Origin of the sequence: Mesorhizobium amorphae CCNWGS0123 (genome assembly GCF_001686985.1) — a bacterium.
Lineage (GTDB): Bacteria > Pseudomonadota > Alphaproteobacteria > Rhizobiales > Rhizobiaceae > Mesorhizobium > Mesorhizobium amorphae.
Window position 1 is genome coordinate 4,461,832 of record NZ_CP015318.1, and the last position, 17,453, is coordinate 4,479,284.

19 protein-coding genes and 1 tRNA gene are annotated in these 17,453 nt (G+C 62.3%); 7 read left to right on the forward strand and 13 right to left on the reverse strand.

Annotated elements, in window-relative coordinates; translation table 11 throughout:
* Positions 1 to 33 precede the first annotated feature (33 nt).
* Complete coding sequence (locus tag A6B35_RS21070; RefSeq protein ID WP_006203492.1) at positions 34 to 507, forward strand: aminoacyl-tRNA deacylase; 474 nt, start codon at positions 34 to 36, stop codon at positions 505 to 507.
* 57 nt (positions 508 to 564) lie between these two features.
* Here A6B35_RS21070 and A6B35_RS21075 read toward each other — a convergent pair whose 3' ends face one another.
* The 5 genes from A6B35_RS21075 to tig all read right to left on the reverse strand — a co-directional run bounded on the left by A6B35_RS21075 (position 565) and on the right by tig (position 5,427).
* Positions 565 to 1,383: a DUF2189 domain-containing protein gene (locus A6B35_RS21075; protein WP_006203491.1), complete on the reverse strand. Its 819-nt coding sequence runs from the start codon at positions 1,381 to 1,383 to the stop codon at positions 565 to 567.
* A gap of 353 nt (positions 1,384 to 1,736) precedes the next feature.
* Positions 1,737 to 2,672, reverse strand: a complete 936-nt coding sequence (locus A6B35_RS21080; RefSeq protein WP_006203489.1) for a heme o synthase — start codon at positions 2,670 to 2,672, stop codon at positions 1,737 to 1,739.
* A gap of 21 nt (positions 2,673 to 2,693) precedes the next feature.
* Positions 2,694 to 3,074, reverse strand: a complete 381-nt coding sequence (locus tag A6B35_RS21085; protein ID WP_006203488.1) for a c-type cytochrome — start codon at positions 3,072 to 3,074, stop codon at positions 2,694 to 2,696.
* 181 nt (positions 3,075 to 3,255) lie between these two features.
* Positions 3,256 to 3,774 carry a hypothetical protein gene (locus A6B35_RS21090; protein WP_006203487.1) on the reverse strand — a complete coding sequence of 173 codons (519 nt, stop codon included), beginning with the start codon at positions 3,772 to 3,774 and terminating at the stop codon, positions 3,256 to 3,258.
* Between the two features lie 174 nt (positions 3,775 to 3,948).
* On the reverse strand, positions 3,949 to 5,427 hold the full coding sequence (tig, locus tag A6B35_RS21095; protein WP_006203486.1) for a trigger factor: 1,479 nt from the start codon (positions 5,425 to 5,427) through the stop codon (positions 3,949 to 3,951).
* A 332-nt stretch (positions 5,428 to 5,759) separates the two neighbouring features.
* On the opposite strand from tig, the gene A6B35_RS21100 reads away from it, so the two are divergent.
* Positions 5,760 to 5,844, forward strand: a tRNA-Leu gene (locus A6B35_RS21100).
* Between the two features lie 175 nt (positions 5,845 to 6,019).
* Here the strand turns inward: A6B35_RS21100 and A6B35_RS21105 are convergent.
* Together A6B35_RS21105 and A6B35_RS21110 are read right to left on the reverse strand one after the other, a co-directional pair.
* The gene (locus A6B35_RS21105; RefSeq protein ID WP_040583112.1) at positions 6,020 to 6,604 is read right to left on the reverse strand and encodes a GDYXXLXY domain-containing protein; all 585 of its coding nucleotides are present in this window, start codon (positions 6,602 to 6,604) and stop codon (positions 6,020 to 6,022) included.
* Positions 6,601 to 7,719: a DUF2157 domain-containing protein gene (locus A6B35_RS21110; RefSeq protein ID WP_006203484.1), complete on the reverse strand. Its 1,119-nt coding sequence runs from the start codon at positions 7,717 to 7,719 to the stop codon at positions 6,601 to 6,603. The genes A6B35_RS21105 and A6B35_RS21110 overlap by 4 nt, the downstream gene beginning before the upstream one ends.
* A gap of 235 nt (positions 7,720 to 7,954) precedes the next feature.
* On the opposite strand from A6B35_RS21110, the gene A6B35_RS21115 reads away from it, so the two are divergent.
* The 4 genes from A6B35_RS21115 to A6B35_RS21130 all read left to right on the forward strand — a co-directional run bounded on the left by A6B35_RS21115 (position 7,955) and on the right by A6B35_RS21130 (position 10,592).
* Complete coding sequence (locus A6B35_RS21115; RefSeq protein WP_006203483.1) at positions 7,955 to 8,095, forward strand: DUF1127 domain-containing protein; 141 nt, start codon at positions 7,955 to 7,957, stop codon at positions 8,093 to 8,095.
* Positions 8,096 to 8,145: 50 nt separating this feature from the next.
* Positions 8,146 to 8,286, forward strand: coding sequence for a DUF1127 domain-containing protein (locus A6B35_RS21120; RefSeq protein ID WP_006203482.1), 141 nt, complete (start codon positions 8,146 to 8,148; stop codon positions 8,284 to 8,286).
* Between the two features lie 415 nt (positions 8,287 to 8,701).
* On the forward strand, positions 8,702 to 10,111 hold the full coding sequence (trmFO, locus tag A6B35_RS21125; RefSeq protein ID WP_006203481.1) for a methylenetetrahydrofolate--tRNA-(uracil(54)-C(5))-methyltransferase (FADH(2)-oxidizing) TrmFO: 1,410 nt from the start codon (positions 8,702 to 8,704) through the stop codon (positions 10,109 to 10,111).
* A 4-nt stretch (positions 10,112 to 10,115) separates the two neighbouring features.
* Positions 10,116 to 10,592 carry a T6SS immunity protein Tdi1 domain-containing protein gene (locus A6B35_RS21130; protein ID WP_006203480.1) on the forward strand — a complete coding sequence of 159 codons (477 nt, stop codon included), beginning with the start codon at positions 10,116 to 10,118 and terminating at the stop codon, positions 10,590 to 10,592.
* Between the two features lie 10 nt (positions 10,593 to 10,602).
* Here A6B35_RS21130 and A6B35_RS21135 read toward each other — a convergent pair whose 3' ends face one another.
* The 6 genes from A6B35_RS21135 to yajC form a co-directional block, all read right to left on the reverse strand.
* A complete protein-coding gene (locus A6B35_RS21135) occupies positions 10,603 to 11,553 on the reverse strand; it encodes a sterol desaturase family protein (protein ID WP_006203479.1) in 951 nt (316 codons plus the stop codon).
* Positions 11,553 to 11,987: a hypothetical protein gene (locus A6B35_RS21140; protein ID WP_006203478.1), complete on the reverse strand. Its 435-nt coding sequence runs from the start codon at positions 11,985 to 11,987 to the stop codon at positions 11,553 to 11,555. Before A6B35_RS21140 ends, A6B35_RS21135 begins: the two co-directional genes overlap by 1 nt.
* Before the next feature lie 80 nt (positions 11,988 to 12,067).
* Positions 12,068 to 12,883: a phytoene/squalene synthase family protein gene (locus tag A6B35_RS21145; RefSeq protein WP_006203477.1), complete on the reverse strand. Its 816-nt coding sequence runs from the start codon at positions 12,881 to 12,883 to the stop codon at positions 12,068 to 12,070.
* 26 nt (positions 12,884 to 12,909) lie between these two features.
* A complete protein-coding gene (locus A6B35_RS21150) occupies positions 12,910 to 13,299 on the reverse strand; it encodes an Mth938-like domain-containing protein (RefSeq protein ID WP_006203476.1) in 390 nt (129 codons plus the stop codon).
* Positions 13,300 to 13,310: 11 nt separating this feature from the next.
* Positions 13,311 to 15,863, reverse strand: a complete 2,553-nt coding sequence (gene secDF / locus A6B35_RS21155; RefSeq protein ID WP_006203475.1) for a protein translocase subunit SecDF — start codon at positions 15,861 to 15,863, stop codon at positions 13,311 to 13,313.
* Positions 15,864 to 15,914: 51 nt separating this feature from the next.
* On the reverse strand, positions 15,915 to 16,253 hold the full coding sequence (gene yajC / locus A6B35_RS21160; RefSeq protein ID WP_040583126.1) for a preprotein translocase subunit YajC: 339 nt from the start codon (positions 16,251 to 16,253) through the stop codon (positions 15,915 to 15,917).
* Between the two features lie 275 nt (positions 16,254 to 16,528).
* Between yajC and A6B35_RS21165 the strand changes: the two genes are divergently transcribed.
* Positions 16,529 to 17,404, forward strand: coding sequence for an ATP-binding protein (locus tag A6B35_RS21165; RefSeq protein ID WP_006203473.1), 876 nt, complete (start codon positions 16,529 to 16,531; stop codon positions 17,402 to 17,404).
* Positions 17,405 to 17,453 lie beyond the last annotated feature (49 nt).

The following is a 17,453-nucleotide window of genomic DNA, read 5'->3' on the forward strand; positions in this document are numbered from 1 at the left end:
GTGCGTCGCGAACTCCGGCAAGGGAGGCCCAAGATGACGATCGCCAACAGACTGAAGGACTATATCGACGGCAAGGGAATTTCCTACGACACCGTCGCGCATCATCGCACATCCACGACCAGGCAGTCCGCCATAGCTGCGCATGTACCGGGCAGCATCATGGCCAAATCGGTGGTCGTTCACCACGAACTTGGCTATGCGCTGGCCGTGGTTCCAAGCACCCACAGGATCGAACTCGGCGCGTTGCAGGACGTCATGGACAGGCGTCTTGGGCTCGCCTCCGAAGACGAGGTGGTTTCGCTTTTCGCCGATTGCGACATCGGCGCCGTGCCGCCGATCGGCGCGGCCTACGATGTGCCCGTCATCGTCGATGAGAGCCTTGGTACCGCCGACGATGTCTATTTCGAGGGCGGCGACCACAGGACGCTGGTGCATGTAAGCGGCAAGGATTTCCGAGACCTGACCGTGGACGCACGCCAAGCCCGCTTCAGCCACCCGGCTTACTGAAAGCTACGCCGCCCGCCAGCACTGGCCTTCTCGCCCGCGCTGGCTGGCGGAATGTCTTCAATCGGCAGGCCTGGCAGGCGGCGACGAATCCACCACCTTGCGATAGACATGCCAGGTGGCATGGCCGAGGACCGGCAACACGACGGCCAGCCCGGCGAACACCGGCAGCGAGCCGATGATCAGCGCGACGGCGACAATCAGCCCCCACACAGCCATGACGATCGGGTTGGCCAGCACCACGCGCACCGAGGTGTGGATGGCTTCGTAGGCGCCGACGTCGCGGTCGAGCAGCAGCGGGAAAGCAACCACCGTTGTACACAACACCACCACGGCAAAAGCGAAGCCGATGGCGTGTCCCAGGATAATCAGCGTCCAGCCGCGTCCGGTGGCGAATACTTCGTTGATGAAGCTGGATATCGATTCAGGCGGGGCCGGACCGAAGAGCTGTTGGTAGAACAGCTGCGCGGTCAAAAGCCAGGCGATGAAGATCGAAAACAGCATGATCCCGACCGCCGCGATGGCCGGCAGCGCCGGAGAATTCCTGACCTCGAAGGCGTGTCTCCACGAAGTATCGAGCCCGGCTTCCCGCCGGCGGCTGATCTCATAGAGGCCGATTGCAGCGAACGGGCCGATGAGCGCAAAGCCGGACACAAGCGGAAACAGCAGCGGCAACGCATTGGCGCCCGATGTCCAGGCGGCAAGCACGACGCCCACCAGCGGATAGATCAGGCAGAGAAAAACGATGTGCGACGGTTTGATCATGAAATCATCGACGCCACGCCTGAGCGCATCAAAAAGGTCGGAAACACCGATTTTTCGAATTTTGGTATGTTCCAGCGTTTCGCTGGCGCCTGCTATCACGTGAAAACTTGTCATGCCCGTTTCCTCCAGACCAGGTCCGGTAAGGCCGCGGTTTCACGGTGCATCGTTCAGCGTGACTGGCCACGCGAACCGCGACCTGCACCGCAAACAACATACTCTCCTGCAGGGGATTTGTCGCCCTTTGTTGAAGATGGCTGGGGCGGCCACGCTAGCTCTGGAGGCTCTTCTTCGATATTCTATGCCGGTGAACGGTGAAGGTCATGTCATGGACACAAGGACTGTTCTCATACTGGGCCTCGGCATCGTGATTCTGTTGCTGCTGGGATTCTGCGCTCTGCCGATGTGATGAGAGCCCGGATGCAAGATCTTCGTGCAGCAAGTGCCGACCAGCAATACCGCTCGTGCCGTCAGCCGCCGGCTGAAACAAGCGCGCGCGTTGCGATCGTGTCGGCAAGCAGCATCGCGAAGATCGCAAAGAGATAGAGGATCGAATAGGCAAATAGCGTCTTGGCGGGCCTCATCTCCTGGCCGGGAGCCGCCAGAACCTTCCACGCCTGCCAGATGAAGCCGGCGCCCAATGCGGCCGAAGCGATCCCGAAATAGACGCTGGCGAAACCGAAGGGCCACGGCAGCACGCCGATCGGCGCCAAAACGAGCGAATAGGCGAAAATCTGTTTTCGCGTCGACGCCTCGCCGGCGACATTCGGCATCATGGGTATGCCCGCGGCGGCGTAGTCGCCGAACTTGAACAGCGCGAGCGCCCAGAAATGCGGCGGCGTCCAGAGGAAGATGATCAGGAACAGGATGAGGCTTTCGACGCCGACGGCGCCGGTGGCCGCCGCCCAACCGATGACAGGAGGAAGAGCGCCCGCGGCCCCGCCTATGACGATGTTCTGCGGCGTCGAGCGTTTCAGCCACATCGTATAGATCACGACATAGAAGAAGATGGTGAAGGCCAGCAGCGACGCGGCAAGCCATCCCACCAGCACGCCGAGCGTCATGACCGACAGCGCCGAAAGCACCAGGCCGAAGCCGAGCGCCTCGCCTGGCGTGATACGGCCGGACGGCACCGGCCGCTTTGCGGTGCGCGACATCAGCGCGTCGATATCCGCGTCGTACCACATGTTGAGCGCCCCGGCCGCGCCGGCTCCAACCGCGATGGCGCCGATGGCGATCACCGCGATGACCGGGTTCATCACGATCGGCGCCACCATCAGGCCGACGAAAGCGGTGAAAACGGCAAGCGCCATGACGCGCGGTTTCAAAAGCGCGAAGAAATCCCCGGCCGTCGCTTCCGAGAGGCGGGTGCCGGTATCCTCGAGGTGGCTTTCCCGGGTCGACATGTTGGCCGGTGAAGATCAGGCTTACGGGGAGAACTGCTTCAGATAGGCGATGACGTTGGCGACGTCCTCGTCCTTCTTGAGACCTGGAAACACCATCTTGGTGCCTTTCACCATGGCCTTGGGATCGTGGAGGTAGCTCGCCAGCGTCGGTTCGTCCCATTTGACGCCGGATGTGCCGGCCGCGACCATGGCTTCGGAATATTTGAAATCCGGATGCGTGCCGGCCGTTCGGCCGATGACCCCATGCAGCGATGGACCGATCTTGTTCTTGTCCTCGTCCGCGACGTGGCAGGCCTTGCACTTCGTGAAGACCTTCTCGCCCGCGGCGGCGTCCTGTGCCTGCGATTGGCTTGCGAAGAAGGTTGCGACGAAAACGACGGCTAAAAACGCGACTGCGCGCATGGCATTTCCTCCCTGATCGTCAACACACCTCGGACGATCTGCGCGTGCCAGTTCGCCGGCAGGCGCCCCTTGCACCACAGAGCGGAATATCCGCTCCTCCCTTGTGGAATTGCGGGATCTGCATACCACAGAATCTGGGTGGCAGGTAGAGAACTCAATCAATGGTTGGGGATACGCGGCATCAAGGCGGATCGGTGTTGCAGGTCCCGGCAATCTGGTCGACCGCCTCGCCAAGCCCGGCAAGGTCGAAGTCGGCCTCGCCCCTCCCCGCCAGCAGGCCGAACCGCCAGGACAGTAGGAGCCGGTTTGCCGAAACCAGCCGCTTGACGCCGTCGGCGCCGTCCCTGACCAACTGCCTGCCGCGCGTGCCGACGGACCAGCTTTCATCGAACTTGCCGCCGTCGTCGAGCGTGATCGACATGGTGATCTTGCGGCTGGCCGAGACGGCATCGTTGAGCTGTAGCCATTCGCTCCAGCGCGGCTCGCCGTTCGCCCGGCAGGCAATGGTCAGGATCGGGCTGTAGCTAAGCGCGCCGCCGCCGGTGATGAGCTTGTTGCTGGCATAGAGCGAGGCGGTCACCAAGCCGTCGCTGCCGGTGTCGAAACGCCAGTTGTCGAGACCGGCCTCGGCCGTGCCGCACAGCGAAGCAAGAACGAGCGCTGCAGCCACCACGCCGCCCATTTCGACGAACAGCCTCAACGATGCCTCCAACACCCGCGGGTTTGCAACACAAGCGCAGATAGTGATGAAGGTTTCGCATCGCCAGCCGCCTGGCATCATTCAAGGACGCCCCTGTTGCACCATAGCCACAGGGCGCGGCAACGAAAAAGGCCGCCCGAAGGCGGCCTTTCACGATTTGACTGACGTGCCGAATTACTCGGCGTCCTTGGCCGCCTTTTTCTTCGGCGCTGCCTTCTTCTTGGGTTCTTCCGCGTCGTCGGCCGTCTCAGGCTTCTCGGCCTTCTTTGCAGCGGCCTTCTTCGCAGGCTTGGCCTTGGTGGCCGTCTCGGCCTCCTCGTCGTCGGCCATCAGCTCTTCCTTGCTGACCTTGACGTCGGTGACCGAAATCTGACCGAGCAGGTGGTCGACGACCTTCTCCTCGAACATCGGCGCGCGCAGCGTGTTCAGCGCTTCCGGGTTGCTGCGGTAGAATTCGAAGGCTTCCTGCTGCTGGTTCGCCGGATAGCGGCGCACCTGCTCGAACAGGCCGCGCTGCAATTCTTCGTCCGAAACGGTGACACCGGCCTTCTCGCCGATCTCGGCCAGGACCAGGCCGAGGCGCACCCGGCGCTCGGCAAGCCGCATATATTCGGCGCGCGCCTCTTCTTCCGTCGTCTCTTCGTCGGCGAAGGTGCGGCCAGCGGCTTCGAGATCGCGGTTGACCTGGCCCCAGATGTTGTTGAACTCGGCCTCGACCAGCTTCGAGGGCGCCTCGAACGAATAGGAAGCATCGAGCTGGTCGAGCAACTGGCGCTTGACCTTCTGGCGCGTCATCGAACCGAACTGGTTCTCGATCTGGCCGCGCACCACTTCGCGCAGGCGCTCCAGCGATTCCAGGCCGAGGTTCTTGGCCGTCTCGTCATTGATCTCCAGCGCGCCGGGCTGGGCCACTTCCTTGACGGTAACGTCGAAGGTGGCTTCCTTGCCGGCCAGATGCGCCGCCTGGTAATTCTCGGGGAAGGTCACGGTGACCTGCTTCTCCTCGCCGGCCTTGGCGCCGATCAACTGGTCCTCGAAGCCCGGGATGAATTCCTTGGAGCCGAGCACCAGCGGCTGGTCGTTGCCGGCGCCGCCAGCGAAGGCCTCGCCGCCGATCTTGCCGACATAGTCGATGCTGACGCGGTCGCCCTCGGCGGCCTTGCCGGTCTTCGGCTCGTAGCTGCGCGCCGATTCGGCGATGCGCTTGACCTGGTCGTCGATCTCGGTGTCCGGAACGTCGAACACTTGGCGCGTCACCTTGATGTCGGAGAAATCCTTGATCTCGATCGCCGGGATGATCTCGTAGTTGAGGCGGAACTCGAAGTCGGCGCCGCCGGCCAGGATCTTCTCGGCCTCTTTCTCGTCCTCGGTCATGATCACTTCGGGCTGCATGGCGGCCTTTTCGCCGCGCCCGGTGATGATCGAACGGGTCGAATCATTGAGGATCTCGTTGACCACTTCGGCCATGAACGACTTGCCGTAGACCTTGCGCAGGTGCTGCACCGGCACCTTGCCGGGACGGAAGCCGTTGATGCGAACCTTGTTGCGGGCGTCCGACAGCCGCGCCATCAACTTGGCTTCCATGTCACCGGCCGGCACGGTGATCTTGATCTCGCGCTTGAGACCGGAGTTGAGCGTTTCGGTGACCTGCATCGTAAAACCTTTGTTTTCACCAATGAGACTGCCACGGCCTCTGCCGTTCACAGCCTGCCGGTATAATCCTGCCGGAAATGGCTTTTGGTACGGAACCTGGCGACTTGACCGTAGTCAAATCCTCCCAAACTGCGCTCCAAAATGTGAATAAGTCTTTGTTTTTCCTACTTCTTATCACATTCTGCAGAAGCGGATCGTCGCATCCCGTCACATTCGACACGCCTTTTGTCACAGGCGAGGCTAATTTTCAACTCTCTTCGCGTTTCCGTGTTCGACCGGCATTTTGGCTCCGACATTGACAGAATGATGACTACATGGGATTGCCGGGCGACGCGGATGTGGCGGAATTGGTAGACGCCCTGGATTTAGGTTCCAGTGCCGAAAGGCGTGGGGGTTCGAGTCCCTTCATCCGCACCAAAAACAGAGCATTGGCTCGCCAAATGCCCCCCTACGACTAAGGCGACGCGCAAAACAGTGTCGACATTGATGTCGTGCCGGCGCCGTCAGTTCAATTGTCATACTTCACTCGAGTTCCAGACGAACGGTCACGGAGACTGGCGAAGAGCGACGAGCATGCGGCGACGGGCCGTGTCTAATAAAGTGGTTCCTCGAACAACGTCTTGTCGCCGTCCATCAGCGCCTTGATCTGCGGAGTGCCGTTGGCAGCGATCGCGACCCGGACGGCGAACGGCCGCACCCGCATGTCGTTCTGGATTGCCATGCCCTCGCCTTCCGGCAGATAGAAGCGCTCTATGCCGTAGTCCGGCGCGATCGAGCCTCCCTCTTCGCGCAAACTCCAACCCTCGCCAACATGTCCGACAATATCGGCTTCATCGGAGGCGGCAGGCGTCGGCGCCTGGGCAAACCAGGCCGCTGTCGGCTGCCAATACCCGTCGGCGCCCTTTTTCAGCCTGACCACGATCGAGGTGTCGTCGCTCGAGAGTTTGTCGGCGGGGATGTTGGCGATCAGTTTCACCGGAATACGCGATATATCGTAGCCAAGGCGAATATAGTCGCCGCGCAAGAGGTCGCGCGGATCGATCGGCTCGACCTTCAAGAGCACTTCCTTGCCGTCGCGCAGGATCGCTGCCCTGCCGGCGATGATCCAGCTCAAAAAGCCGATCTGGACGAGCGCCAGCACCAGCGCCGAGATGATTAGTCTTTTCCCGGTCATCACGCTGCCATTCCTTCGGCGCGCGGCGCCTTCATGCGTTTCTCGATGCGGATAATGACAAACGCCAGGATGCCGAGAAGCACGGCAGCGGCCAGGAAGAAGCCAGCGGTGTCGAGCATCGACTGCAGCATCACCACATAGATGATGGCGAGTTCGAAGGCGAAGCCGGCATAGGCAACCCAGCGTAGGCCCCGGCTCTCGCGGCCACCCAGCATGATCGCCGCGACGATACCGGCCAGTGCAACCGCCGAGGCAATGGCGAAGCCGCTGTTGTAGCTGGCGTCGCCGGCGAGCTCCATCTGGAGCATCGCCAGTCCTGTGAGGAAGCCGATCAAGGCGTGCAAGGGCAACCGGCCGCCGAGTTGGACAATCCGGTCGACGGGCTCGGCGGCAAAGACCGCCACTGCAAAGAGCAGCGCCGAGACGATCGCCAACGGGATGGCGACCTGCAGCGTGTCATAGTCAATCACGAACAGCACGAGATAGCAGAGGACCGACAGGATGATCAGGTGCCGCGCCGCCTGACTGCGGGTCCAGAACGAAATGGCGAACAGCACGATGGCCATGACGACGAAGAAATGCGGAAATTCCGTACGCTTGAAATAGTCGAATCCTTTGACGAACAGCCAGGCATCGGCGATGCCGACGGAAGCGACGGTCAGCGGGTTCGAGCGCAATGCCACCGCCGCCAGCGCCGTGCCGGCACCCCAGGTGATCAGCGCCGACGCCTCGTCGCCGGTCAGATGGTACATCTGGCCGATCAGCGCGATCGACCCGCCGAACGCCGCCGCCGCGATGATCCAGAATGCCTCACCGATCGCCGCGTGATCGCGGGTCTTCAGCAGCGCACCACCGACATATCCGGCAAGGATGATGGCGAAGAGTGCGGCGACCCGCGCCAGCCGCGGAATGGCCTCCCAATTGGCGGCGACGAAGATCAGGATGGCAGCGCCAAACAGCAGTGCCGCCATCATCGCCAGGATCGAACCGAAGCTCAGAGATCTGCGTTCATTGGCCTCGATGTCGCGCCTCAGCGCGTCGGCCGTCGGCCCGTCGATCAGGCCAGCCTCGAGCCATCGCGCAATGTCCGATCTGGCCCGTGATGCATAGCTCGCCATGTCTTCTCCCCCGGTTTGGTCTTTTTTTCAGCCGAACCGGCCAAGCCGTTGCCGCTACGGCATTTTCCGATTCGGGTTTGTTTGTGTTCAAGAGGTGAACGCGCGTTAATGGTGCATTGCACAATTTGCATTGCTGCCATGCAGCGATAGCGCTTTTAAATCGATATGACCCCACCTATCTTCACGGCATACAGAAAGACGGAATGATCCGAAAGAAAGACGAAACGAGACTACCATGAACCTGATCCGCAACTATCGCAACTGGCGCCGCTACCGGAACACCGTGTCCGAGCTGAGCCGCCTGTCGAACCGTGAACTGAACGACCTCGGCATCGGCCGCAGCGACATCCACTACGTCGCCCGCAAAGCGGTCTAATCCGCTTCGGACCGCAAATGGTCCGAACCAGTTTTGAAAAGAGAACGACAATGAACCTGATCCGCAACTACCGTAACTGGCGCGTCTACCGCGACACCGTTAACGAGCTGGGTCGCCTTTCGAACCGCCAGCTCCACGATCTCGGCATCGTCCGCGACGAGATCAAGACCGTCGCCCGCAAGGCGATCTAAATACAAGAATTTCGCCAGGGTCGACCTCCTCCCCGACCCTGACGGATACGGCCAACCTTCACCTCCTCCCGAGGGTTGACCAGCAAAACGGCGCCCGCCGCACCTCCTCCCGCGGCGGGCGTTGTTTCCGAAGCGAACGCAGTTCGTCTTCCAAGGGTTTCGCCCCTTTTCACGAAGCGAAAGAGATTTCGTCTTCAGGCGAAAAGAGATTTCGTCAAAGCCGACCTCCTCCCCGGCGATGACGAATACGGTCGATCTTCACCTCCTCCCGAGGATCGACCACCAAAACGACACCCGCCGGACCTCCTCCCCCGGCGGGTGTTGTGTTTTCGGCGCCAGGTTTTCCGACCCGGCGGTCCTCACGCTCCCAGCCGGCCAATTGCAATCGCAGCTGCAAGCGATTATTCCGGCGCTCATGAGCAAAAACCCCATTCACATCGTCGGCGGCGGTCTCGCCGGCTCCGAAGCGGCATGGCAGGCGGCCGAAGCCGGTGTTCCCGTCGTGCTGCATGAAATGCGTCCGGTTCGCGGCACCGATGCGCACAAGACCGACGGGCTGGCCGAGCTGGTCTGCTCCAATTCCTTCCGCTCCGACGACGCCGAAAGCAACGCTGTCGGCCTGCTGCATGCCGAAATGCGGCTCGCCGGGTCGCTGATCATGAGCGCCGGCGACGCAAACCAGGTGCCGGCGGGTGGCGCTTTAGCCGTCGATCGCGACGGATTTTCCGAGGCCGTGACCAGGAAGCTCGAGGCGCACCCGCTGATCACCATCCAGCGCGAGGAAGTGCAAGGCCTGCCGCCGGCGGACTGGGACCAGGCGATCATCGCCACCGGCCCGTTGACCGCGCCTTCGCTCGCCCAGTCGATTGCCGAGGCGACCGGAGCCGACGCCCTGGCTTTCTTCGATGCCATCGCGCCGATCGTGCATTTCGACACGATAGACATGAACATTTGCTGGTTCCAGTCGCGCTACGACAAGATCGGCCCCGGCGGCACCGGCAAGGACTACATCAACTGCCCGATGGACAAGGAGCAGTATCTGGCCTTCGTGCAAGCGCTGGTCGAAGGCCAGAAAACCGAATTCAAACAATGGGAAGGCACACCCTATTTCGACGGCTGCCTGCCGATTGAGGTGATGGCCGAGCGCGGCGTCGAGACGCTGCGCTACGGCCCGATGAAGCCGATGGGGCTGACCAATGCGCACAATCCGACCGTAAAAGCCTATGCCGTGGTGCAGCTTCGGCAGGACAATGCGCTGGGCACGCTCTACAACATGGTCGGTTTCCAGACCAAGCTGAAGCATGCCGAGCAGGTGCGCGTGTTTCGCACCATTCCCGGCCTGGAAAACGCCGACTTCGCCCGGTTGGGCGGCCTGCACCGCAACACCTACATCAATTCGCCGACCCTGCTCGATCAATCGCTGCAACTGAAGTCGCGGCCCGGCCTGCGCTTCGCCGGCCAGATCACCGGCTGCGAAGGCTATGTCGAGAGCGCCGCGATCGGTCTGCTGGCAGGACGCTTCGCCGCCGCCGAAAGGCTCGGCCATCAGCCATCGCTGCCGCCGCTGACCACCGCCTTCGGCGCACTGCTCAACCACATCACCGGCGGCCACATCGTTTCCGACGACGAGCCAGGAAAACGCTCCTTCCAGCCGATGAACGTCAATTTCGGATTGTTTCCGCCGGTGGAAGCGCCGAAAGCCGAGGGCAAACGCCTGCGCGGCAAGGACAAGACGGTCGCCAAGCGGCGGGCCGTGACGTCGCGCGCACTGGCAGACTGCAGGGAATGGCTGGGCTTGCCCGCGCGGGCGGAGGCCGCAGAGTAGCCTAATGGCTGACGTCACCTGGCAAGAGATAGCTTTCCAACTTGAACCAGATGTCGCGCAGGCGACGGCGAAAGCGTGGTCGTGGCTTTTGCCTGAACCTTGGAATCCGATTGTTTGCTCTATGGTGGGAGGCGTGTTTGTCGAGCGGCCCACCAATGAGGTTCATTGGCTCGACACAGGAACGGGCTTGGTCGAGCAGGTAGCTCGCAATCGGACGGACTTCGACGAGATGATCAGGAGTGCTCCTGATCTCGTTGACGAGTGGTTCCTTCCGCCGCTGGTCGAACGTCTTCGAGCCGCAGGGAAGAAGCCGAAGGTGGGAGAATGCTACGGCTTCACTATATTGCCCGAGGGCAAATTCGACATCGAGAACATGTTCGTAGTTTCAGTCAGCGAGCAATTTATCGCCATAGCTGACGTTCATCGTCAGTTGAGCGGATTGCCTGACGGCTCAATGGTACAGCTCACGATCACCGATTAGGCGCAGACCACTACTCCGCCGGCTCGGCACCCGCCGCCGGCAAGCCCGGCTTTCCCGCCTCGCCGGGGTTCCGCCTCACATACGCTGCCTTCAACGTCTTCGACGTGTCGCGCGAGCCATCATGGCTCCAGCCCGGCGGCATGATCAGGTAATTGAAGCGTTCACGCAGTGTCAGCCCCGGCGCGAAGGCATCCGCGAACATGCCGATCCACTCGTGAAAAGCCACTTTCAGCGGATTGAAGGTGCCGATGTTCTTGACGATGCCGTAGCGCGGCCGGTCTTCTTCCAGTTCCTCGACGAAGGTGCCGAACATGCGATCCCAGACGATCAGCGTGCCGGCAAAGTTGGCGTCGAGATAGCGCGGATTGGTGGCGTGATGGACGCGGTGGTGCGAAGGCGTGTTGAAGATGAATTCGAACCAGCCCCACATCTTGCCGATGGCTTCGGTGTGGATCCAGAACTGCCAGACGAGGTTGAAGCCGAAGGTGAAGGCGATCACCGCCGGATGGAAGCCGAGCAGCACCAGCGGCGCCTGCAGCACGAACATGAAGGTGAACAGCCCGGTCCAGCTCTGCCTGAGCGCCGTCGACAGATTGTAGTGCTGGCTGGAATGGTGGTTGACGTGCTCGGCCCACACCCAGCGCACCCGGTGCGCGATGCGGTGGTAGACATAGTAGCGCAGATCATCGAGCAGGAAGGCCGCCAGGAACACCCAGACCGAGAGGCCGAGATCGAAGAACCGGAACTGCCAGAGCCACAGCAGCGCCCAGTAGGAGACGACGCCGAGCAGTAGCCCGGCAACCACATTGCCTGTCCCCATCATCAGGCTGGTCAACGTATCGCGCGTCTCGAACGATCCCTTGGCGCGGCCGGTGCGCACCAGCCACAATTCGATCAGGATCGCACCGACGAAGAACGGGATGGCAAGCTGCGTGACCTGCGGGAAATTGTAGTCGTCCATCACGCGGCCTCCCTGGCCAGCCTCGGATTATCAAGCCCAAGCGCCACTGCGACGGTCTTGGCATCAGTTCTGTCGGCGAAGACGAAGCGGCCGCCCTTCCAGGTGAAGTCTGCGAGTTTGAGAAGGATGGCGCCCCGATCGTCGACATCCAGGGCAACAATGTCGCTGGCCGAGACGATGCGGGTCAAAAAGCAGTCGCCAATGCTGTGGACGATGCCGGTGCGCCCATTCCCAAGATCGAGAAACGCCGTCCTGGCGTCCGCCGTCAGCCGAACCGTCGCCACCAATTCGTCGGGAAAATCCTCCGCGAAACGGCGCAATGCCTGATCCGCATCAGCGAGCGTCGCGGTCTTGGTGCCGCCGGTGAAATGCACGGCCGCGACCGACAGCGCAATGCCGAAGACGACAAGTGCGACCAGCACAGGCAGGCTCATGAAGCGATCTCCTCCAGGCCGGCGGATGTTTTCGCACTCGGCTTCGACCGGCGGGAGTCCTACCATGATTGACGTTTACGTCAAAGGGGCGGCCAGCCTTTCGAGGCGCGGCGGAGCAGCAGCCAATGCCGGCGCAAGGCTGACAGCCGCGCGACGCCGTCGAGCGGTGAATGGCTTTCCATCCTGTCGAGATAGGCGCGTGTCAGGGCAAGCGGCAGGAAGGCCGGGCGCAGCGACGCAGGCAAGGCCTGAGCGCCCTGTTCGAAAGCCGCCAGATGCTCGCGCGCCAGCGCGATCATCGCTGCCACGACGCGTTGCGCGCCGGGACCGCCGTCGCCTTTGACGAACTCTTCCGGCGAGGAGCCCGCCGCCGCAAGCACATCCATCGGCACGAAGCACTGCCCACGCTTGCGATGCAATGGCAACAGCAGCAAAAGACCGGTCATCGCCTGCGCACAGCCGCCCCGGCCCGCGAGTTCTGCAAAACGCGGCGCTTCGAGGGGATCGAGCACCATCGCCGCAAGCTGGATCAGCGCAGCCGCCGTCTCGCCGCAATAGCCTTCGAGGTCGGTACGCGACGGCATCGGATCGTCGTAGAGATCGAAAATGCGCGCTTCGAGCATGTTGTCGAAGGCGGGCTTCGGCAGGCGGTGGACGGAAATCGCCGCCTTCAGCGCATCGGCGAGCGGGTTGCCGGTGACTTCGCCCTCGGCGGCGATTACATCGCGCCACCATTGCAGCCGCACTTCGCCCGGAAGCGGCTCGTGGATGCGGTCGCGGACACCAGCGATCTCGGCATTGAAAGCATAGAGCGAAAACAGCGCGTCGCGCCTGTCCGCCGGCGCGTAGAGCGCACTGACATAGCGGTCGTGGTCGGCGGCACGCACCGCGTCCATGACGATTTTGGCGGTATCGGACACGGTCAGTCGACGGCGATGAGCGCTGCGGCGACGGCGCGCTCCTCGGCCAGCAGGACATTGTAGGTCCGCACGGCTGCTCCGGTCGACATCGGGTCCGCCGAAATGCCAGCCTCTTTCAACGCTGCACGCAGCGCCGCCGGCAATGGCCTCAGATCCTTGCCGGTGCCGACCAGCAGGATCTCGACCTTGCCGGCCTCGGCCAAGAGCTTGTCGAAATCAGCCGCCGTCAGCGCCAGCGGATCGGCCGGCTCCCAGCCATGGATGCCGGACGGCAGGCACAGCAGCGAGCCGCGATGCGACATATCGGCGAAGCGGAAGCCGCCATTGCCGTAGGCCTCGATCGGCGCCCGGCCAGGGAAATGCGCCTCGCGGATGACGATGCCTTTGGCCACTGGCGTGGCCGTCAGGTCGCCACGGCTTTGCCGCCGTTCACCGGCTTCTCCTCGTCGGCGGTCGAGGCCTGCGGCCGCAACTTGAACAGGATCAGCAGCGGCGCGGCGATGAAGATCGACGAATAGGTGCCGAAGACCACGCCGAACAGCATCGCCAGCGTGAACGAGCGGATCACCTCGCCGCCGAACAACACCAGCGCCAGTAGCGCCAGGATCGTTGTCACCGCGGTCAGCGTCGTTCTCGACAGCGTCTCGTTGATGGCGTTGTTCAACAAATGCGGCAACGGCATCTTCTTGTATTTTCGAAGATCCTCGCGGACACGGTCATAAACGACGATCGTATCGTTCAACGAATAGCCGATGATGGTCAGGATCGCCGCCAGCGACGACTGGTTGAACTCGAGACCGGTGATGACGAAGAAGCCAAGTGTCATGACGATATCGTGCACGGTGGCAATGATGGCGCCGACCGCGAACTGCCATTCGAAGCGGAACCAGACATAGACCAGGATGCCGAACAGCGCGACAAGCATGGCGATGGTGCCTTGCTTGGCGAGTTCGCCGGAGACAGTCGGCCCCACCACTTCGACGCGGCGGAAATCATACTGGTCCTGCAATTCGCCGCGCACCTTGTCGATAACCGTCTGTTCGGCGTTCTCGCCGCCGTCCTGCGTGCCGACGCGTATAAGCACGTCGGTCGGCTCGCCGAACTGCTGCACCTGCACCTCGCCGATGTTCAGTTCCGTCAGCCTGCTCCGGATATCGGCAAGATCGGCGTTTCCATTCTTGGCCTGCACCTCGATCAGCGAGCCGCCCTTGAAGTCGATGCCGTAATTGATGTCGACGGTCATGAACAGGACGACAGACAGGATCGACAGCACAGTCGACAGCGCGAACGTCCAGCGGCGGATGCCCATGAACGGTATTTTCGTGCCGGGCGGAACGAAGGTCACCGGTGCCCGCGGCAATTCCTTCGGGCGGGCGCGGCGAAGCCAGATGGACACCAGCAGCCGGGTGAAGGTGAAGGCGGTGAAGACGGTGGTCAGAATGCCGATGGCGAAGGTGATGGCAAACCCCTTCACCGGTCCGGTGCCGATCCAGAACAGCACCACAGTCGCGATCAGCGCCGTGACGTTCGAATCGACGATGGTCGCCAGAGCCTTGGTGAAACCGGTGTCGATCGCCTGTATCACCGAGCGGCCGCTTCGTCGCTCCTCGCGAATGCGCTCATAGATGAGAACGTTGGAATCGACCGCCATGCCGATGGTCAGCACGATGCCGGCGATGCCAGGCAAGGTCAGTGTGGCGCCCAGCAACGACAACAGCGCGATGATCATAGCCACATGCACCGCCAGTGCGACGTTGGCGAGGAAGCCGAGGAAGCCATAGGCGACGAACATGAAAGCCACGACCAGGATCGAACCGATGATACCGGCAACCTTGCCGGCATGGATGGAATCCTGACCGAGGCCCGGACCGACGGTGCGCTCTTCGATCACGGTCAGTGTCGCCGGCAGCGCGCCGGCGCGCAGCAGCACTGCCAGATCGTTGGCGCTTTGGGCCGTGAAATTGCCGGAAATCTGTCCGGAACCGCCCAGAATCGGCTCACGGATCACTGGCGCCGAGATCACCTGATTGTCGAGGACAATGGCAAACGGCTTGCCTACATTCTGGGATGTCGCCTGGCCAAAGCGTGACGCGCCCTTGGAATCGAAGGTGAACGAAACCACAGGCTCGTTGGTCTGGGAGTTGAACGTCGCTTGCGCATCGGCCAGGTTTTCACCTGAGACGATGACGCGGTTCTCGATCAGATACGGGACCGGCGGATCGTCCTGCGAATAGAGCACCGTGGAGCCAGCCGGCGGACGGCCGTTGAGCGCATCCTGCACCGGCATCGACTGGTCGACCAACTGGAAGGTCAGCTTGGCGGTCTGGCCGAGGATTTCCTTCAGCCGCTGCGGATCCTGCAGGCCCGGCACCTGGACCAGGATGCGGTCGTCGCCTTGCCGCTGGACGATCGGCTCCGTCGTACCGAGTTCGTTGACGCGGCGCTCGACGACCTCGATCGACTGCGTCAGCGCCGTCGACGTGCGGTATTTGATACCGGCGTCGGTGACCGAGAATTTGAGCAGCCCGGGCTCGGAGTCATCCAGCGTCATTTCCTGGACGGAGCCGCCGGTGAACAGACCCGCCGCCACCGGAGTGGTCAATGGCTTCAGCGCCGTCTTGGCGGCATCGACCTGAGCGGGATCGGAGATGCGGACCTGCACGGTGCGGCCCGATCCGGACAGGCCGGTATAGCCGACCTTGGCGTCGCGCAGCAGCGTCCTGATCTCGTCGCGCGTCGTCTGCAGCCTGTCCTTGATCAGATCGTTCGGATCCATCCTGAGCAGGATGTGCGAGCCGCCCTGCAGATCGAGGCCGAGCGTCATCTGCCGCTTCGGCACCCAGTCGGGCAGCTTGGCCAACGTGCTGGCAGGGAACAGATTGGGCGCGGCGAGGACCACTGTGGCGGCCACGGCCAGCCAGATCAGGATCATCTTCAGGCGCGAGAAATAGAGCATGTCTGTCGTCCGTTCAGGCGTACAAGCGGCAGCGTTCCGCCTGGAATTGGATTACTTCTTGGCGTTCTGGTTCGCCACCGGCTCGCCCTTGACGCGCACGTCGGCGATCGTCGAACGCAATGCGGTCACCTTGGTGCCACCGCCGAGGTCGATCTCGAGCTCGTTATCGTCGATCACCTTGGTCACCTTGCCGACGAAGCCGCCGCCGGTCACGACCGTATCGCCGCGACGCACCGCCGCTAGCATTTCCTGGCGCTTCTTCAGCTGCGTGCGCTGCGGCCGGATGATTAGAAAATACATGATCACGAAAATCAGGACAAACGGCAAAATGCTGATGAACATGTCTGGCGAGGCGCCGACGCCCTGGGCGTATGCCGGTGTAACGAACATCAAGAACTCCTGAATGGTGAAAAACCGCCACAAGGCGGGCCCGCGAAATTTGGCCGGAATATAGTCGGTAAAGTTCCCAATGCAACTGCGCTAGCGGGCAAATCCGCCGCTTTTCCGGCCGTTGGCACCGTGTTAGAGCATGGTCGCCGAAAGCCGGACGCGACTTCTGGAAAAGATCACGCTCCGACAGAAGGTTGGAACCGGTTCTTATCCCGCCGCGAAAGAGTGGATTTTGCGCTCTGCGTGCCCGTGAAGCCAGAACAAAAAGACCAGACATGACCGACAGCACCATTGACGCCCTGAACCGGAAGCTCGACCGCCTGATCGAGGCGGTCGCCCGCCTCGCCCCGCCGCCGGTGCCGCAGACGGATATTGCCGCCGCAGATTGCTTCGTCTGGCAAGCCGATCCCGGCTATCTGGAGCCGGTGCGCAAGGTCAATCGCGTCGACATCGGCCTGATCCGGGGCGTCGATCGCGTGCGCGACATCCTTGTCGACAACACCGAGCGCTTCGCCGCCGGCTTTGCCGCCAACAACGTGCTGCTTTGGGGGGCGCGCGGCATGGGCAAGTCCTCGCTGGTCAAGGCGGTGCATGCCGAGATCAACGCCAAAGCCAAGTCCGACCTGCCGCTGAAGCTCATCGAGATCCACCGCGAAGACATCGACACGCTGCCCAAGCTGATGGGCCTGCTGAAGGCGGCGCCCTTCCGCGTCATCCTGTTTTGCGACGACCTGTCGTTCGACCATGACGACACGTCCTACAAGTCGCTGAAGGCGGCGCTCGAAGGCGGCGTCGAGGGCCGCCCGACCAATGTCATCTTCTACGCCACGTCCAATCGGCGGCATCTGTTGCCGCGCGACATGATCGACAATGAGCGTTCCACCGCCATCAACCCGTCCGAAGCGGTCGAGGAAAAGGTCTCGCTCTCCGACCGTTTCGGCCTCTGGCTCGGCTTCCACAAATGTTCGCAGGACGAGTATCTCGATATGATCGACGGCTATGTCCGCCATCATGGGCTGGAGATCGATCCGGAGACGTTGCGCGCCGAAGCACTGGAATGGGCAACGACGCGAGGCAGCCGCTCGGGCCGCGTCGCCTGGCAATTCACCCAGGACCTGGCCGGCCGGCTCGGCAAGCCGCTCAAGGACTAGCAACGGTTATCCGAGACCAAGGCATACGGCCAGGCCATCGCAAGCGCCT

What these genes read in the sequence shown, in the direction of transcription:
- yajC (WP_040583126.1), bottom strand. Translation starts at nt 16,253, where the DNA reads ATGTTCGTTACACCGGCATACGCCCAGGGCGTCGGCGCCTCGCCAGAC.
- A6B35_RS21075 (WP_006203491.1), bottom strand. Translation starts at nt 1,383, where the DNA reads ATGACAAGTTTTCACGTGATAGCAGGCGCCAGCGAAACGCTGGAACAT.
- A6B35_RS21135 (WP_006203479.1), bottom strand. Translation starts at nt 11,553, where the DNA reads ATGGACGACTACAATTTCCCGCAGGTCACGCAGCTTGCCATCCCGTTC.
- A6B35_RS21110 (WP_006203484.1), bottom strand. Translation starts at nt 7,719, where the DNA reads ATGGCGAGCTATGCATCACGGGCCAGATCGGACATTGCGCGATGGCTC.
- A6B35_RS21120 (WP_006203482.1), top strand. Translation starts at nt 8,146, where the DNA reads ATGAACCTGATCCGCAACTACCGTAACTGGCGCGTCTACCGCGACACC.
- A6B35_RS21085 (WP_006203488.1), bottom strand. Translation starts at nt 3,074, where the DNA reads ATGCGCGCAGTCGCGTTTTTAGCCGTCGTTTTCGTCGCAACCTTCTTC.
- trmFO (WP_006203481.1), top strand. Translation starts at nt 8,702, where the DNA reads ATGAGCAAAAACCCCATTCACATCGTCGGCGGCGGTCTCGCCGGCTCC.
- A6B35_RS21115 (WP_006203483.1), top strand. Translation starts at nt 7,955, where the DNA reads ATGAACCTGATCCGCAACTATCGCAACTGGCGCCGCTACCGGAACACC.
- A6B35_RS21130 (WP_006203480.1), top strand. Translation starts at nt 10,116, where the DNA reads ATGGCTGACGTCACCTGGCAAGAGATAGCTTTCCAACTTGAACCAGAT.
- tig (WP_006203486.1), bottom strand. Translation starts at nt 5,427, where the DNA reads ATGCAGGTCACCGAAACGCTCAACTCCGGTCTCAAGCGCGAGATCAAG.
- A6B35_RS21140 (WP_006203478.1), bottom strand. Translation starts at nt 11,987, where the DNA reads ATGAGCCTGCCTGTGCTGGTCGCACTTGTCGTCTTCGGCATTGCGCTG.
- secDF (WP_006203475.1), bottom strand. Translation starts at nt 15,863, where the DNA reads ATGCTCTATTTCTCGCGCCTGAAGATGATCCTGATCTGGCTGGCCGTG.
- A6B35_RS21165 (WP_006203473.1), top strand. Translation starts at nt 16,529, where the DNA reads ATGACCGACAGCACCATTGACGCCCTGAACCGGAAGCTCGACCGCCTG.
- A6B35_RS21145 (WP_006203477.1), bottom strand. Translation starts at nt 12,883, where the DNA reads ATGGACGCGGTGCGTGCCGCCGACCACGACCGCTATGTCAGTGCGCTC.
- A6B35_RS21070 (WP_006203492.1), top strand. Translation starts at nt 34, where the DNA reads ATGACGATCGCCAACAGACTGAAGGACTATATCGACGGCAAGGGAATT.
- A6B35_RS21080 (WP_006203489.1), bottom strand. Translation starts at nt 2,672, where the DNA reads ATGTCGACCCGGGAAAGCCACCTCGAGGATACCGGCACCCGCCTCTCG.